This window comes from Ruminococcus sp. AF17-22AC, from assembly GCF_003460065.1.
Classification (GTDB): domain Bacteria; phylum Bacillota; class Clostridia; order Lachnospirales; family Lachnospiraceae; genus Blautia_A.
In genome coordinates, this window is sequence record NZ_QRXT01000005.1 from 84,290 (window position 1) to 99,738 (window position 15,449).

Consider the following 15,449-nt stretch of genomic DNA (forward strand, 5'->3'; position numbering starts at 1 on the left):
AACTGATTGCCTTCCTTGAATCCTTTGACCAGCTTTTCAATGGCCTGGGGCTGGTCGCCGGTGGGCTTATATGGGGCTTTTAATTTGAACTCATTCATGGTAAATCCCTCCATTTGTGACTTTTACTATGATCATTATCAGCCAAAAATTCGTATCCAGATTCGTAACGAAAAGCTTATTTTATGGTGAATAGATGTCCTTTTCACCTCGTTACGAATAAAAGTCACAAAACTGATTTTTGCGGATAAAACAGCACTCGGAAATACCTGATGATACCAGGCTCCGGTTCTGTCATATTTTTACTGTTTGTTCTTGTAACAGTCCCTATTATATCAGACATTTTTTTGAAAGTATATAGATGAAGGTAAGAAAAAAGTACAAATGTTCGATTCTTATTTGTACTTTTCTCTCTTACTACTATTCTATTTTTTATCATGCTGCGTTGAAATATTCCTCCAGGATTAAGTCTATTTCAATCACTTCTGAATAATCATAATACTGATCTTTCCGCTCTTTTGGAATAACTTCTTCAATAAATGGTTCCAATACATCCAGACATTCTTCTATGATTTCCTGCGTATCTCCATAGATATCTACTGATATGATTTCCTTGGCATGTCCCAATAAATGCGAAACACCTTTTGAATTAAAGCTATTCTTCAGCAAAATAGTTGCATAGGTATTTCTCAACTGGTGAAAATGAATATCAGGCAAATCCAAGGATTTCAATAAGTCTTTATAGTATTTCTGATGAAAACCTTTACTCTTTGGATTCCCATATGTCGAACAACAAATATAATTCCAGTCCCGGAACTCTTTTGGTCTGCGTCTGCGGTTCTTCTCATAAGTTTTCCGTTCTTCCAGAATTGCTTCAAATACATAATCCGGTATTGGAAGTTCACGCACACCAGCAGATGTTTTTGTTTTAATTTCCTGCTTTGTCAGCATCTTAGGTGTACAGTCTTCTGCTTTACTGTTTGGCTTCTTTCCCAACTGACGCTCTACTCTCAACATCCTGTGAATGTAATCGACATCACTGTATTTCAGAACATTTATTTCACTTCTTCTGAGTCCCATCAATACCGCAAACAGAATTTGCATATGAATCGGTGTCTCCTTGCTTGCCTCAATCAACCGAAGCACCTGCGGAAGTGTCAATGTTTTCTTCTCGTCAATTTTCAGTACATGATACTCTGTCTTTTTTATTTTCTTCGGTAAATTGATTCCCTTCGCTGGGTTTATTACCAGTACATTTTTGTTAAATGCATACTCCAATGATTTTTTCATGATCGTCCTGACATTTTTCGCAACTGATTCATATTTCTCTGCAACTGCATTATATAATTTTCTGATATACCCCTGATTTAGTGTAGACATATACATCTTTCCAATCTGTGGAACAATGTAATTCTTAATGGCACCTTTGTAAGTTGTATAAGTGTCGTCTGTTATTCGGGGACGCATAATATCTTACAACCAGAAGATCATAAACTCCTCTACCCGGATTTTTCCATACACAATATAGGTTCCGGTATGTAGCTGTCCGATTACTTCATCACGAAATGCATTAGCTTCTCTTTTGGTTGTGAATCCCGCATAGCCGACAGATCTTCGATATTTTCATGAGGCATTTCCTGTAACATTCGTTTGTTTGCCTGGGTGTTTACAAGCATCACTGCAAGCAATTCAACCGCCTCTAAAAAACTGTATTCTTTTACTTTGATCAAATAATCCAGTGCTGATCTGCCACCGATTCCTCTGCTCCACCACATCCTGCATATTGCGAAGCTAAACGGCCGGATTTGCGGAGCAAAACGGTCGCATTCCGTTTCTGAACAGCCGAATTGCTACCAGTCTGTGTAATCTAATCCTTATAATGATAGTAGCCATCTCAGGGATGGTGAATACATCATTTTAAGGAGGATAATGTATGCAGTTGGATTACAAGGACATCATTATCAAACACTACGCGCTATCAATGTCCGGTAGCGAAATAGCTCGTCAGACTGGTTTCAGCAAGTCTGGCGTTAATGACTTCTTGAGAGCATTCAAGAAGTGCGAAGATCTGAGCTATCCATTACCAGCAGGCATCACTAACTATGGTATTGCCCTGAAGGTGTATGGATCTGTACCTGGATCAGGAGGTCGAAATGAGAACATCGAGTTACCTGATTATGAAGAGGCTGCCAAGCTTATGGCTACCCGTAAAAACATGACACTCATGTTTCTTTGGAACCGCTATAAGAAAAAGTGCGAAGAAGAAGGCACTCGTTTCTATCAATACAGCCAGTATTGTGAGCTCTACAACAAGTAGTGTGAAGAGAATTATGAGACCGCCCACTTTGATGCTGTTGTCGCGCAAAAGATGGAAGTTGACTTTGCTGGACAGACGTTCTCCATGACAGATCCTCTTACCGGTGAGATTATGACCATCGTCGTTTTTGTAGCTATCCTGCCTTATTCACAGTATATCTATGCAGAAGGAATGCTCTCAACGAAGGAGCCACAGTGGATTGATAGCTACTACTACAAGAATGCTTATTGCAACATACAACATATTAACTTTTTCCTGAAGTATATTCAGTTTTTTACTCAAAAATTTTATTACCTTTCTTATTTTTTTCATATGCCTATTTTCCATCATCTTTCCGAATTTCATCAATTATCCGACCTATATTACAAGTAATCTGTCCTTTACACTGATGAATATCTTCATTGATTTTCTTTTCCTGCTCAATAGCAATCTCTACTTTCTCTGCCAACTCTCCAATTGCAGAATTCTTCTTCGGATTGATTCCTGTTCTGGCAAGTAACAACTTATAGATAAACGTCTGATGTCCATCTTTTTCGTTCTGGATAATCTGCTCTGCATTTGGCTCAATATCATCTTCATATGAATTTTCATAATGTAACAACAAAAACAGTTCAAATGCCGGATTGCTAACCGCTAATATGTTGTTCTTTTCGCCTTCTGCTACTAATTCATCATAATCAAGCACCTTCTCTTCAAAAATATCTCCATCAAAAACAATGATCATCTTATCCCGTTCTTTATCAAATGATATTTCCGGATTTTCTTTCTGGTCTTCCGCAAATTTAATCAAACGTCTTGGAAATGAAATATCTCTGTCTCTCTCTGTTTTTTCAAGCAAACGGATATCAATCAACGGATGAATATTTAATTCTTTTCGTATATCAATTAACTTTTTGAAATACCATGTTTCTGTATTAGCACCTTCACATATGAAGAAATATTTACGATAAGGCTCAATCTGTTCTTCATCATCTGTAGTTCTGCTATTCCAATTCGTATAACTTCTTACTGGAGCCAAGGCTACTCCTCCTCTCTAGGTGCAGAAATCCTTTCTGCACTGTCGCGGCAGTCGTCAGGTGTCTGTGCAAGCACATCCGTCTGACTCGTTGCTCGCGCAAAGTCGAATGTTGAAAATACCGGTATCGCACCATATCTTCCTTCCAGATATGCCTTGCTCAACACCTTATCATACCTCTCCTTGAAACGATCTAAGGAATAAATAGAGCTTGCATTTTCTGCATTACGTTCTACAAACCAGATTTCATCCCTTCTAAAAATAGCCTGATCCATAATGGATGATTCATGTGTAGTGAACAATAGCTGCATACGCTGCTCATCATGTAGCTGCATAAACAATTGCAAAAATCGTTCTGTCAATTTCGGATGTAAGCTTCTCTCCAATTCATCCACAACATAAAGAACATCTTCTCGTTTATTCAACAGCATATCCATCAAATCGAATAATCTTCTTGTTCCATCAGACTCTTCATCAAAACCGAACTCATAAAATGACTTATTATGATGCAATCGGATTGTTGTGACCTTCGGTTCAGAATGTCCTTCAACTTCGATATTAAAGAAAGTTTCCTTCGACCTCATTGTCATTCTGAATGATGGTTCTTCCTGCTCTTCCATTCTATTTTTTACATGCTGCATCATCTTATCAAATACTGATTTCGGCAATGCATTTGATAACTCATCCAATGTAATTTCTTCAATTTTTACCTGGCTGATACCCGTATCAAATGTTTTGATCAATTTGTTAATCAGCTTCAGCGAATTATCATCATAATAATATTCCAAATCAATCAATGGCGTATCCGGTGTGATAATCGAAATATGATTCTGAATCCAATCATATACATCCCGGAAGAACAATAATTTAGATCGTGTGCTATATTTTTTTCCACGATTCATTTCTGTCAGGAACAAAGATGTTTCATTTCCTTCAAAATCATCTGCATAGGTTTCAAATTTATTTTTTTCTGTGTTTATCAGCGTAATACCATCATTTAACACCGGACGTTTGCTTCCTTCTCGTTCAAAGAGACTTTTTGCTGAACCATTCTGATATAATTCATATAACCATTCTCCGGTTACTTTTCGTCTGCTTAAAACTGCGGAAAAACCATAGGCATAAAATTTGTCACCTACAGTAATCTGAATTTCAAAACTACTTTCTCGTTCCTTATTCTCCTTCCGATTCTTACAAAACATCTGTGTAGCTTCTATCGGAATACCATTGCAGACACTATCTTTAAAAAATTTAAAGAACAATGCCAGATTGGTCTTTCCAGATGCATTTGCTCCATAAACGACTGCATATTTTAATAACTGGGTACTTTTTATCTTTAACCTGTGATTTGCATTTGTTCGTATTTTATTTGAGGAAATCATTGTCAGCTCTGCTGCTTTATCAAAAGATTTAAAATTTTCAACACTTACTTTTACTAACATTCTTATACACCTCCACCTTTATTATATGTTTTACTCTTCTCTCAGTCAATATAAATTTTCTTATTTAGAGATTTTTTCGTTATATATTGTTTCTTTTTCTATTTTTAACAATTTTATTTTGAGTTATGCATATAATATCAATGTATAAGTCAGCTTTTTGTAGCGACACTATTTTACTAATGCCGCTACATGAAATATTACAATAAATAAAAACTTCTAATTCTTTTTTCTTCTATCTCTCCCAATCCATCCTTCCTGTCACATTCAACATCTTTTCTTCTCGGAAGCTGAGCATCTTTCCATTAGTTCCACCGACAATGATATGATCCAGCAATTCTATCCCCAATAGCTGTCCGCACTTCTGCAGCTTTCTCGTAACAATCATATCCTCTTTTGATGGTTTCACATTACCACTGGGATGATTATGAAGTCCAATGATTGCAGAAGCATTTGCCAGAATACTGCTCTTAAAAACTTCTCTGGGAATTACCAAAGATGCATTGATTTTTCCAACACTGACCAGATTCATATTGATTACCGGTCCATTATTTTTCATATTCAGGATACAAAATACTTCTCTGTCATATTTGGATAACTCCTTCGCCATCAATTCTACAACAGCCTGTGGACTATCCAATATCTGCTCACTATAAAGAGATGGTTCTCTTGTGTTTCTAATGTAATCGGAAGACTGTCTGCAGTCGTCCAAACCAATGCAGTCGTTAAGTCTCCCTGCGGATCAGCATCAACCAATAATACTTTTCGCCCCTGATGTGCAAGACCAATTCCAAGATTTAAGGTCGTTGTGGTCTTAGCAGTTCCTCCCTTCTGATTTGCAAGAGCGATAACTTTACACTTGCTCATATTGTTACCTCCTTCCTCGAAAAATTTAATAGCCAATCCGTTTTACGGGACTGGCTATGTATAAAAATAAGCATGAAAAAACCGATTGGCTCTTGGTGAACCAATCGGCTATGTACTATTAGCAGACAATTTTTTTATTTTTAGGAATAACGGCCTCTGATAATGTTGCACTATTATTTTTTACATCTGTTACAGCCCCATCTGCAGATTCATGAGTTTCTAACCATAGTTTTTCCTCTAATTTTAAATGTTCCATCAAAAAGTCATGTCGCTTAGAATAATCATCAAAAATTTCGCTCCATTTCAGTACATATATTTTAGTCAAACCGTCATCCTGACAATGAACTAAATGTTGCTCTCCTAAATGCTTATGACTTTCTAATTCTCCCGAAATATAATGACTTTTATCAAATTCATTTCCAACCAAATAAAACGTCCATTTAACATTACCTGCATTAAATCTTGGAGTGTCTTTTATTACTCGCATATATTTTTTTACTTGTGATAATTCTTTTTCTCCTAATTTTATTTTAGGTCTTTTTAATTCAACAACAACATTTTCTGTTACTTTACCCTGACGATCTTGACGTAACATATATATATCCATTTCTTTATTTTTATCAGGATGCTCTATATGTATCTCTTCTTCCATTCCAGTTTCCGCTTTTATCATTCCCTTTAATGCTAATTCAAAATCAGGTTCAGCTGATGTAATTAAATTGTATTGTTCTCCAAAAATCCAATAATGATTTTCTACTAATTCTTGTACATGTGTTACTTCATATGAATTAAACTCTTTATTAAACACAATTTCTTTTAATGCCTGAATAACTTTCTGCCTATCACATAATAATTTTATTGTTTTTGTTATATTACTTAATGAACTGTATTCAAGTATACCAGATAATTCCTTCCGTTCCTCTTCATCCAGCTCAATTACACCTTGTAATATTTTAAACAACTCTGGTTTGTTTCCATTATCCATAATAAGCCTTAATAATTGTAATGTGATTTTTTTATTATCATTACTTAAGCCTGTGAAAATTTTAGGCTGTGCAGCATATAAAGCACCTACAAGACTATCTAGTTCTTTCTTTTGATACGCCTGTATAAAATTCGTCGTATCAAATTCCGGATACAATTTATCATCTATCAGTTTTGAAATATAAGCATCTGAAGCTTCTTTCAAATACCTACTTCTATATTTAATAAGAAATGTATTAATTCCATTTATTAAAATTTTGTATTCATCATCACACTTATTAGGAAATAAGTCCCCTTGACCTTCTATCTCCTCATTTGTAAAATGAAAATCATCAAAATAACTACTTTTTATATACACGCTATGAAAAAAATGGTCTGCCCTTTTGTTCAATTTTGTAGTTTCTTTATATCTTTCTTTATTATCTGAACCAAGATAATATATTCGCGAATATTCATTCCCCAATTTTTGCTTCCATTGAACAAAACGAACATCATACGTCTCCTTACACCCATATTTAGAAACATCCATATTTTCAGTATGCTCAACAAAATCTGAATAATCTATGCATTCTTTATCAACGATAATTTTATAGTCATTTTCTTTATTCAATTCCAAAAACCAAAAAAATTCTTCTTTGATTTTATTGATAATATCTTCTTTTTCCATGGATTCTAATTGTGTAAAACTTACCTTTGTTCCCGTCAATTTTTCTACTTTACACGGAAGTTTTTCACCATTATCATCATATTGATTTAGAGAATCTTTATTCATAGAGATGTAATACTCATATGTATCCCCATCTTTCCGATATACAGTATCCCACCTTGCCGTCTGAGAAAATGCAAAAAATGTCAGACGACCAATCCCTTTTCTCCCATGAGGTAACGTATGATTTGTTTTCTGAGACGCATTTGCTTTTTTAGAATCATTAAATGGTTGAAATTTATATTTCAATTCATCATAATTAATTCCACATCCATTATCACGTATTGTAATCATATTGATGAGTCCCATTTTATTTCGATTTAACTCAACTTCTACTTGTGTTGCAAATGCATCAAATCCATTCCAAATATATTCACAAATAGCATCTAACGGCTTTATATTTTTCAAATTTTTTTGTATGCCTTCTGGTGTAATAAGAACACTTTTCATCTTTTCACTCTTTTCTATTGTAATTTATAAAACTATATAATACTTTTCAATATCTATAAATAGAATGTATTACCTTTGGATTTTTCAATCATACATTAACTCCTTTTTCTCTCACATAATCGGTAATATCTTCTACCAAATATTCCTTTCCCTGTGTATGAAGAACATCGTAACATTTAATAATATAGTTATCCAAAATTCCGGTTGAATTTAATATTTTATACACTTTGGCTGGAGACATCTTCCATTTATCCGCAAGACTATACAACATGAATATTGAAAAGCTCAATTCTTTTTTCTCACACATAATCACTACCAACCTTTCTGTCATATTCATATTTAGATTATAACAAGTATTTTATGTTCATACACTATATTTTTTAATTATTATCCAAAAAAGCAGGCAATGAAAAGTCACAAAACCTCTTCATCCACCCGCTTTTCACCTATACTCTCACCACTACCACTTCCACAACATCTGGATGTTCAACCACCTACATACCACAAAATACCACCTGTTTTTTGACTTTCTCATGCTAGGAGACAAAATATTCGACTGCGTTCTCAGGAAAAAATTCCTTCATCTCACCGTAAAGCTGTGCTGCCAGTGTTTTATTATGCGCAAGTACCAAAGTTGGCTTATTTAACCGGGCGATAACATTCGCCATTGTGAAGGTCTTACCTGATCCGGTAACACCCAGTAAGGTCTCGAACTGATTGCCTTCCTTGAATCCTTTGACCAGCTTTTCAATGGCCTGGGGCTGGTCGCCAGTGGGCTGGTATTCAGAGTGTAATTCAAAATGATCCATAGTATTCTCCTGTTTTAAACAAATTTCATTTATTAAAAACTTACCTGTCAGACTTCCACTTCAAATGGCAGCCTGTCCAATATATCTTTCTGCATATCCACTCCCGGATATACTTCAATCAGTTTTAACCCTTTCGGGGTCAGGCGGAAAACACAGCGTTCTGTTACATAAAGGACTTTCTGTCCATTCTCGATCGCACGTTTTGCCGAAAAGCTGACACTTGATACCTTCTCTACGAATTTGGAAATTTCTCCTTCTTTGCGGATCGTCACAACGCCTTTTTCCTGGGTAACTTCCAGCCCTTTTGCATTAAATGTCATGCAGAAAACCACAGTCGGCGTTTTGGCGGTAATATTTGCAAAACCGCCGATACCAGCAAATGCTCCCGTGCCACGGTGTGCATTGATATTTCCATGGCAGTCAACTTCCAGAGCTCCCATAAAACAAACATCCAGACCACCGTTATCATACAGATCAAACTGGTTTGCCATATCATAAACAGAAGCGGCTCCGATCATCGCTCCGAATGCCTCTCCCGAAACAGGAAAACCGCCGATTCCACCGGATTCTACGGTCAGCGTGATCATATCCAGCATTCCACTCTTTCGTGCATATCTGGAAACCGTCTCCGGAATCCCGATTCCAATGTTTACAATATCATCCACACGCAGTTCCCTGGCTGCCCTTTTTCCGATAATGTTCGCAGGAATGTTATTTTTGCGTTGTTTCTGAGAAAGCTCATGAATTTTTTCATTCCATGTATGCCATTCTTTATACGGGATCTCAAAACTTCCGGTCAGGGCCGTGTATGCTTCATTTCGCTCTTCCGGCTCTGCCACAACGATTGCATCGACCAGGCATCCCGGAATGATAGCATTACGCGGACGGGACGGTGCATCTACCAGCCGGTCCACCTGTACAATCACTTTTCCACGATTCGCCTTGACTGCCTGACAGATAGATAATGCATCTCCGGACATGTACATATCATCAAAGGTAATATTTCCCTTCCGATCAGCCGCTGTACCTTTTATGAGTGCAATCGTAATCTTCGGAAGTTTATAATAAAGAAACTCCTCTCCATCCACTACCACATATTTGACCAGAGAATCATCAATCGAAATACGGTTGATTCCCGGTCCTTCTCTTCGCGGGTCAACAAAAATATCCAGTCCAACCTTTGACAGTGCTCCCGGAAGGCCTCCCGCCTGTGCACGTATCGCGTGAGAGATACATCCCAGCGGCAGATTATAAGCTTCAAACCGGTCTTCAAGCACCAGTTTCTTCGTGCTCATCATAGCCCCGAAATGACCGCAGATCAGCTTGTCTACCGCGCCCTCGCGAATATATCCTTCTGCATTATGTTCCTCATCCCAGACTCCGAAGCCGGCACTCGATACGATCGTCAGATGCGTCGGTGACTGCATTTTCTGGTATCTCCGATACAATGCCTCATGAAGTTCCATCGGGTTTTCGATTCCTACAAATGAATTGACACAGATACAGTCTCCATCCCGGATCAGACGGATTGCCTCATCTGCATTCATGATCTCATACATATATTGTTCTCACTTTCAAATTTTGCTTTCGCATACAGTCTTTTCATATCTGTCTGTTATAAGAGAGCTTTTGTCTCAGTATACCATATTTTGACATTCATATCTATCTCAGCACACTACTTTAAATCAAAATAAAAAAGGAGACTGCGCCCGAAAGAGCTGACAATCTCCTTATTATCTGCTTATTTTATTTATATCACATTTTTCTCTCATACACGGTCCTGCCACCAAGTATGGTCATGTCCACTTTTGTAGTCTTGATCTCATTTGGATCAATCTTGTAGATATCTTTTTCAAGAATCACAAAGTCTGCATTTTTGCCAATTTCGATCGTTCCGTTTTCGTCTTCAGTATAAGACGCATATGCAGCATCTTTTGTAAAAAGTTTCACCGCTTCATCTACGCTTAAGCGTTCCGAAGGAATCCAGCCTTCTTCAGGCTCACCATAAATATTCTTTCTGGTTACGGCAAAATAGATATTTTCCATTGCATCAAAACTGTCGACCGGTGCATCGGAACCGCCGGATGCATGAATGCCCAGATCCAGCATACTTTTCCACGCATAGATTCCTTCCATACGATGTGCGCCGATCGCCGATTCTACTGTATTCATATCAAGGTCTACAAATACCGGCTGAATATATGCCAGAATGTCATGTTCTTTCATTTCCTTCAGAATCCGTGGATTTGTGATCTGACAGTGAACGATTCCGTGTCTGTTCTTTGCATTGTCCTTACGATATGGAGATTTCGCAATCGCTTCAATTACCATATCCATCGCACGGTCACCGATACAGTGTACCGCTGCCTGCATCTGATGCCGGTCAAAAAATGCAAACAGATCATCCAGTTCTTCCTGTGTGAATGTAATGATTCCGGTATTTCCCGGAGAATCCTCATATGGTTCATTCATCGCTGCTGTCCTTGCACCCAGAGATCCATCCTGAATCAGTTTCATCGGGCCGATCGTAAAGTGGTCTCCACGCTGACCGGTACGGTATCCTTCTTCAATAAATGCTTTCGCATCCTCTGCACGCTCAAACAGACACTGCTCATAATGTCGGACATTCAGCTCACCTCTCGCATCCAGCGCTTTATATGCATTCATGATGCGCTTCCAGTTCTTTCCCGGAAGAGATGCCAGATCATCCGACTGCACTCCGGTGAATCCGCATTCATTCAGTTTCTTCGCACTATATACAATGTAACTTTCCACCTCTTCCTGGGACGGAGCTTCCAACACAGAAGAATAAAACTGTACAGCATTTTCTTTCAGAAGTCCGGTCTCAAAATCTACATCTTTTGCTATCTCCGCAAATTGTGGGATTTTTTTCAGGCGTTCAAGCCCCGGTGTATTGCAGACTGCCACATGTCCGCATACACGGACCATGATGATTGGAATTTCTTTTGACAGCGCATCCAGTTCCTCTTTCAGAGGATAACGCGGTTCGTCAAAATGTTCTTCATTCCAGCCGCGACAGTACAGCCAGGTCAGTGGCTTTCCGGCATGTTCTTCCAGTCTTTTATGTGCTGCCTTCAGCGCTTCTTCGACGCTTTTGCAGTCAAACAGCTTGACCGAGCGTTCGACAAATGCATAATGCAGCATGTGAAGATGTGTATCCACAAACCCCGGAAGAAGCAGCCGCCCCTGCAGGTTTGTTTTTTCCTCACAGGTGATTTTCTGTGCTTCTTCATTTGTTCCAATAAAAGCAATTTTTCCATTTTCGATACCGACTGCTTCTGCAACACAGCCTGCATCATCTAATGTACGGATACATCCGTTAAAAAAAATCTTTTCCAATGCTTATTTTTCCTCTTTTGCTTTCTTGTCTTCATAGAAAAGAGCCATATCTTCGTCTACTTTTCCAATACCAAGGTAACGTGCCTTGTAGTCTTTTAACAGTTTGATAAAGGTTCCGCTTAAGATAAATAATGTTGCTACGTTTACAAATGTCGGGAATACCGTCGTAAAGTCGGCAATAACCCAGAGCTGTGCCGGAGTTCCGTTTCCGTAAAGTGTCAGTACGGTAACCAGAAGTCCCCATAATGGTGTTCCGAGAATAAATACTTTTTCTGCGATTTTGAACACTTTCTGATTGTTTTTCAGCCAATGTTTCAGGATAACACTGTAGTATGTAAACCAGCCTGTTGAAGTAGTCAGTCCAAACAGGAAGATACTGAGCGCAATCAGTGCACGTGCAACTGATCCCATACCGGATTCAAATGCGGTCAGTGTCAGTTCGGAACCCTGAAGTCCGGAATTCCAGTAACCGGTAACAATAACAACCAGACCTGTCATAGAGCAGACCACAATGGTATCTGCAAATACTTCGAACGCACCCATCAGTCCCTGTTTTACCGGATGATCTGTCTTTGCAGAAGCATGGATCATCGGAGAAGTACCCCATCCGGCTTCATTACTGTATACAGAACGCGCAAAACCAAGACGCATGGCAGTTGCCACTCCTGCTCCCAGGAATCCGCCGACAGCAGCCTGTGTAGTGAAAGCGCCCTTAAAGATCAGTACAAATGCTTCCGGAAGTCTCTCATAATTTGTAATCAGGATAAACAGAGAACCTACAATATAGAGCAGACACATAACCGGAGTCATATAGGAAGAAATGACACCGACTTTTTTTACACCGCCGATGATGATAACATAAATTGCAAGTACATATAAAAGTGACGGTACGATATATGGAAGTTTAAATGTACTTCCTACTGCCTCAGATACTGTATAATTCTGAAGTGTGATGAACCATGTCATAAAAATACATCCGCCGAATAATACGGCAAAAATTTTCCAGAACGGAAGTTTCTTTTCGTCTCCCAGGCCTTTCTGCATATAATAGGTCGGTCCGCCGAGGTATTCTCCGTTTGGCTGTTTTTCTCTGTAATATACAGCAAGTGTTACCTCAGTCATTTTGATGACCATGGCAAGCAATGCAGCTACCCACAGCCAGAACAATGCGCCCGGACCTCCTGTAGCGATCGCAGTGGCAACGCCGGACATATTGGATACGCCAACAGTTCCACCAATTGCGATGGAAATCGCCTGAAACGGTGTCAGGCTCTTGCCGTCGTCTCCGCCTTCCTCGCGACGTTCTTTGCTGAACATATTTTTTACGATATGTCCAAAATGACGGAACTGGAAAAAACCAGAACGAATCGTCAGATAAATTCCGGTCACAAGAATTGTGATCAGCAACGGCAACCCCCACAACCAGTTCGTTAAATTTTCGAATAATGCAAACATTCCCTCTCTCCTTTTCTTTTGTTTTGCATAAAAATGCACGCACCCTCTTTTTTATTCACTTTAGCATCATACCATATGTCCACTCCTATAGCCAGAAAAAAATCTTATTATCTAAATTTTTTTCAGTTTTATTTTTATGTAATAGGAACATTACGGAGTAATTTCCTATTACATAAAAAAATACAGGGCAGACGTTTCATCTGCTCTGTATTTGATGACTTTCTCTTTATTTTAGTTTTATTCTACTTCTTCCGGCTCCATGCTCAGTACATGATCTTCATTGTTTATGACATCATATTTCTGTCTGTATTCATTGAAGTATGTGTAATACTCCCAGCTGTCTGTCGGATAGATCTTGGAGTCATGAATATGCGGATCCGCATCTGTCTCGCCGCTCTTGAGAAGTGCTGTCATCGCACTTGCACTGTGCGCTGCGATACGTCCGAAACTGTTGAGGATATCATTAAATACCGTTCCCTCTTCCAGGCCGCAGTCACCCTTACTCAGACGCTCTACATGATGCATCTTGAGCTCATCACAGAGATTTGTAATAACAGCTCCCAGCGGAGCAACTCTCTGTGCAGCTTCCTTATCATCTTTCATAAAGGCATTGCAGGTTACATTGATTTCCTCACGGACAGCTTCCATGACAATATTTAACTCATCCCATGCTGCCTGCGAAAACTCTGTATGGTTGTCATGCATTTCATTTGCCATATGTGCAATATAAGAAGCATGATCTCCGATGCGCTCAAAGTCATTGATCGTATGCAGATACAGAGAAACCTGTGTGGTCTGTGCCGTATTCATCTCGCGCTTTGTAAGCTGGATCAGGTACTCACCCAGACGGCTCTCATATTTGTCGATCAGATCTTCCTTACGCTGAACCTTATCGTATTTATCCTGCTGATAATCATTCAGAAGATTCATCGCACGGTTAACGTTTTTACGGAGTTTCTTGGACATTCCGTTCATTGCACGGTGACACTGTGCGATTGCAAGCGCCGGATAATTGATCAGACGTTCCTCAAGAAGATCAAAATCCGCTTCATCTTCAAGCTCTTCTGCACTGTCCTTAACCAGATAGCAAACAAGCTTCTCGAGTTTCGGAATAAACGGGAACAGTACTACAACCGTTGCCACACGGAATACGGTATTCAGTGCTGCGATCGTTACCGGTGTCATGATCATATCCATAAATCCGAAATGTACAAATGCATTTACAGTATAGAAGATCACTGACCACATGATCAGACCGAATAAATCATTCATCAGATAGATCAGAGCTGTTCTCTTACCATTCTTATTGGCACCGATTGCGGAAATCAGAACCGGACAGGCTGCACCAACACCGATACCAAGAACGATCGGAAATGCACTGGCAAAGGTCAGGATTCCGGTTACAGAAAGTGCCTGCAGTACACCAACCGTTGCTGATGCACTCTGAAGGACTGCTGTAAATGCAATACCTACCAGAATGCCGGCGATCGGATTAGAAAACATAGTCAGCATATCGATAAATACTTCACTCTCACGAAGCGGTGCCACTGCACCACTCATGGTCTGCATACCTGTCATCAGAATTGCAAAACCGAGCATGATGTTTCCGATATTTTTGTGAACGGAACGCTTACAGAACATTCTTAAGATAATACCGATTACCGCGACTACTGCTGAAATAGTTGCCGTAGATAAAATACTGGCAATACCTCCGGATCCCTGAATATAGGAAAGGCAGAGTATCCAGCCGGTAATACTCGTTCCGATGTTTGCTCCCATGATGATACCGATTGCCTGTTTCAGTTTCATCATACCGGAGTTTACGAAACCAATAACCATAACGGTCGTTGCTGAAGAGGACTGAATTACACTCGTTACACCGGTTCCCAGTGCAACGCCCTTCAGCGGAGTGTTTGTCATTCGATACAGAAACGCTTCAAGTTTGTTGCCTGCGACCAGTTTCAGACCGTCTCCCATGAGTGACATTCCGAATAAAAATAATGCCACACCTGACAGCAACGATAAAACCATTGAAAAAATTGCCATAAAA

General features: G+C 39.1%; 12 protein-coding genes and 3 pseudogenes. 1 reads left to right on the forward strand and 14 read right to left on the reverse strand.

What is annotated here, in order from left to right:
- The 3 genes and pseudogenes from DWW86_RS17350 to DWW86_RS09035 form a co-directional block, all read right to left on the reverse strand.
- Window positions 1-98, reverse strand: a pseudogene (locus DWW86_RS17350) (DEAD/DEAH box helicase family protein); the annotation flags it as partial.
- Window positions 99-432: 334 nt separating this feature from the next.
- Window positions 433-1,464, reverse strand: a complete 1,032-nt coding sequence (locus tag DWW86_RS09030) for a site-specific integrase (protein WP_286187690.1) — start codon at window positions 1,462-1,464, stop codon at window positions 433-435.
- A gap of 83 nt (window positions 1,465-1,547) precedes the next feature.
- Complete coding sequence (locus DWW86_RS09035) at window positions 1,548-1,772, reverse strand: hypothetical protein (RefSeq protein WP_117942902.1); 225 nt, start codon at window positions 1,770-1,772, stop codon at window positions 1,548-1,550.
- A gap of 158 nt (window positions 1,773-1,930) precedes the next feature.
- Here DWW86_RS09035 and DWW86_RS17355 point away from each other — a divergent pair, with 158 nt between their 5' ends.
- Window positions 1,931-2,314, forward strand: coding sequence for a hypothetical protein (locus DWW86_RS17355; RefSeq protein ID WP_286187691.1), 384 nt, complete (start codon window positions 1,931-1,933; stop codon window positions 2,312-2,314).
- A 316-nt stretch (window positions 2,315-2,630) separates the two neighbouring features.
- Here DWW86_RS17355 and DWW86_RS09045 read toward each other — a convergent pair whose 3' ends face one another.
- The 11 genes and pseudogenes from DWW86_RS09045 to DWW86_RS09095 all read right to left on the reverse strand — a co-directional run bounded on the left by DWW86_RS09045 (window position 2,631) and on the right by DWW86_RS09095 (window position 15,445).
- A complete protein-coding gene (locus DWW86_RS09045; protein WP_117942903.1) occupies window positions 2,631-3,332 on the reverse strand; it encodes an RloB family protein in 702 nt (233 codons plus the stop codon).
- Window positions 3,333-3,334: 2 nt separating this feature from the next.
- The gene (locus DWW86_RS09050) at window positions 3,335-4,771 is read right to left on the reverse strand and encodes an AAA family ATPase (protein ID WP_117942904.1); all 1,437 of its coding nucleotides are present in this window, start codon (window positions 4,769-4,771) and stop codon (window positions 3,335-3,337) included.
- A gap of 232 nt (window positions 4,772-5,003) precedes the next feature.
- On the reverse strand, window positions 5,004-5,408 hold the full coding sequence (locus tag DWW86_RS09055) for a JAB domain-containing protein (protein WP_286187692.1): 405 nt from the start codon (window positions 5,406-5,408) through the stop codon (window positions 5,004-5,006).
- Between the two features lie 32 nt (window positions 5,409-5,440).
- Window positions 5,441-5,635: pseudogene (locus tag DWW86_RS09060) on the reverse strand (AAA family ATPase); the annotation flags it as partial.
- Window positions 5,636-5,753: 118 nt separating this feature from the next.
- Window positions 5,754-7,775 carry an ATP-binding protein gene (locus tag DWW86_RS09065; RefSeq protein WP_117942905.1) on the reverse strand — a complete coding sequence of 674 codons (2,022 nt, stop codon included), beginning with the start codon at window positions 7,773-7,775 and terminating at the stop codon, window positions 5,754-5,756.
- Window positions 7,776-7,863: 88 nt separating this feature from the next.
- On the reverse strand, window positions 7,864-8,082 hold the full coding sequence (locus DWW86_RS09070; protein WP_081019526.1) for a DUF3791 domain-containing protein: 219 nt from the start codon (window positions 8,080-8,082) through the stop codon (window positions 7,864-7,866).
- 232 nt (window positions 8,083-8,314) lie between these two features.
- Window positions 8,315-8,584: pseudogene (locus DWW86_RS09075) on the reverse strand (DEAD/DEAH box helicase family protein); the annotation flags it as partial.
- Between the two features lie 47 nt (window positions 8,585-8,631).
- Window positions 8,632-10,143 carry a CoA-transferase gene (locus DWW86_RS09080; protein ID WP_072521636.1) on the reverse strand — a complete coding sequence of 504 codons (1,512 nt, stop codon included), beginning with the start codon at window positions 10,141-10,143 and terminating at the stop codon, window positions 8,632-8,634.
- A gap of 196 nt (window positions 10,144-10,339) precedes the next feature.
- Window positions 10,340-11,944, reverse strand: a complete 1,605-nt coding sequence (locus tag DWW86_RS09085) for an amidohydrolase (RefSeq protein ID WP_117942906.1) — start codon at window positions 11,942-11,944, stop codon at window positions 10,340-10,342.
- Between the two features lie 3 nt (window positions 11,945-11,947).
- Window positions 11,948-13,399 carry an alanine/glycine:cation symporter family protein gene (locus tag DWW86_RS09090; RefSeq protein ID WP_117942907.1) on the reverse strand — a complete coding sequence of 484 codons (1,452 nt, stop codon included), beginning with the start codon at window positions 13,397-13,399 and terminating at the stop codon, window positions 11,948-11,950.
- Between the two features lie 237 nt (window positions 13,400-13,636).
- Entirely contained in the window at window positions 13,637-15,445 is a 1,809-nt protein-coding gene (locus tag DWW86_RS09095) for a Na/Pi cotransporter family protein (protein WP_117942908.1), read from the reverse strand.
- Between the last annotated feature and the right edge of the window lie 4 nt (window positions 15,446-15,449).

What these genes read in the sequence shown, in the direction of transcription:
- DWW86_RS09090 (WP_117942907.1), bottom strand. Translation starts at nt 13,399, where the DNA reads ATGTTTGCATTATTCGAAAATTTAACGAACTGGTTGTGGGGGTTGCCG.
- DWW86_RS09065 (WP_117942905.1), bottom strand. Translation starts at nt 7,775, where the DNA reads ATGAAAAGTGTTCTTATTACACCAGAAGGCATACAAAAAAATTTGAAA.
- DWW86_RS09035 (WP_117942902.1), bottom strand. Translation starts at nt 1,772, where the DNA reads ATGTGGTGGAGCAGAGGAATCGGTGGCAGATCAGCACTGGATTATTTG.
- DWW86_RS09070 (WP_081019526.1), bottom strand. Translation starts at nt 8,082, where the DNA reads ATGTGTGAGAAAAAAGAATTGAGCTTTTCAATATTCATGTTGTATAGT.
- DWW86_RS09095 (WP_117942908.1), bottom strand. Translation starts at nt 15,445, where the DNA reads ATGGCAATTTTTTCAATGGTTTTATCGTTGCTGTCAGGTGTGGCATTA.
- DWW86_RS09050 (WP_117942904.1), bottom strand. Translation starts at nt 4,771, where the DNA reads ATGTTAGTAAAAGTAAGTGTTGAAAATTTTAAATCTTTTGATAAAGCA.
- DWW86_RS09030 (WP_286187690.1), bottom strand. Translation starts at nt 1,464, where the DNA reads ATGCGTCCCCGAATAACAGACGACACTTATACAACTTACAAAGGTGCC.
- DWW86_RS17355 (WP_286187691.1), top strand. Translation starts at nt 1,931, where the DNA reads ATGCAGTTGGATTACAAGGACATCATTATCAAACACTACGCGCTATCA.
- DWW86_RS09080 (WP_072521636.1), bottom strand. Translation starts at nt 10,143, where the DNA reads ATGTATGAGATCATGAATGCAGATGAGGCAATCCGTCTGATCCGGGAT.